The 1,392-nt window shown below is 77.0% G+C and carries 1 protein-coding gene; it reads left to right on the plus strand.

Annotation, left to right across the window (positions count from 1 at the left end; genetic code table 11):
* The coding region (locus tag PINTE_RS16380) for a hypothetical protein (protein ID WP_068432930.1) at positions 1-1,392 on the plus strand (1,392 nt) is incomplete at both ends.

Genomic DNA, 1,392 nt, shown 5'->3' on the forward strand with positions numbered 1-1,392 from the left:
CCGCCGGAGCTGCGCGGCACCCGCGCCAACCAGACGACCCATCAGGTCGGGATCTTCGGCGCCGCGACCCGCTGGGGGCACGATCTCGGCGCGCCCGAGCGGCGCGCCGGCCAGCAGGCGTCGTGGCGCACCGCGGTCGACCGGGCCGTGGCCGCCGCGACCGGGTCGCTCGGCGGCGAGCCCGGCCCCGCGCACCTCAACGTGCCGCTGCGCGACCCGCTCGTCCCCAACGCCGAGCCCGACGCCGAGTCCGACCTGTGGCCCGAGCCGCTGACCGGCCGCCCAGACGCCGCCCCCTGGACCAGTACGCCCCCGCAAACACCGCTCAAAACTGCGAGTCGTGGTGAGAACTGCGGTCCGGACTGCAGTTCCGACCACGACACGCAGTTTTCAGGGTCGTTGGGGTTCTCCGGGCCGGTCGGTTTATCGGGGGCGCTGGAGCTGCCGGAGGGTGCGGCGCGCACGCTCGTCGTGCTCGGTGACCTCGGCGATCTCGGTGGGCCCGCCGACCTCGGCGATCCCGATGCTCTCGGTGGGCCGGGGTCACACTCGGAGGCGGTGGTGCGCGCCGCGCGGCGGCGCGAGTGGCCGGTGATCGCCGAACCGTTCGGCACCGGCTCCCGGGACGGGGTCGTGCCGCACGGTCCGCTGCTGCTCGACGTGCCCGGCGCGCTCGACCCGACCCGCGGGGCCGGGGCGCTGCTTCCCGAGCGCATCCTGCTCGTCGGGCGCTTGACGCTCTCGCGCGCGACGGCCCGGCTGCTGCGCACCCCGGGCGTGCGCGTCGAGGCCGTCGTCGACGGTCCGCGGTGGCCCGACCCCGGGCACGTGCTGCACGCCGTGCACCCCTGGCGAGCCGCTGCGGACACGACTAGCGACGAGATGCGCGCTGAGGCCGACCGCACCGAGGCCCCGCGCGACGAGGCCTGGTACGCGTCGTGGCAGCGGACCGGCTCCGCGCTGCACGAGGCGGTCACGGCGCACCTGGCGACGGACTGGGCGCACGACAGACCCGGCGGCGCCGGCCTGGCCCACGCGCTGCTCGGGGCGCTGCCCGCCGACGCGTGCCTGTTCGTCGGCTCCTCCAGCAGCGCCCGCGACGTGGAGACGGCCCGCGGCCCCGCCGGGCCCGCCGTCGTCGCCAACCGGGGGCTGGCGGGCATCGACGGCTGCGTGTCCACCGCCTCCGGCCTGGCCCTGGCGCGCCCGAGCGTGCCCACGTACGCGCTCGTCGGCGACCTGACGTTTCTGCACGACGCCAACGCCCTGGCCGTCGGCCCCGGCGAGCCCCGCCCGAACCTCACAGTCGTCGTCGCCGACGACGCCGGTGGCGGCATCTTCGCGACCCTCGAATACGGCGAGCCGGGCCGCCGGGAGCGCGACCCCGACGGC

The sequence above is a fragment of the Piscicoccus intestinalis NBRC 104926 genome (assembly GCF_001515525.1).
Taxonomy (GTDB): domain Bacteria; phylum Actinomycetota; class Actinomycetes; order Actinomycetales; family Dermatophilaceae; genus Kineosphaera; species Kineosphaera intestinalis.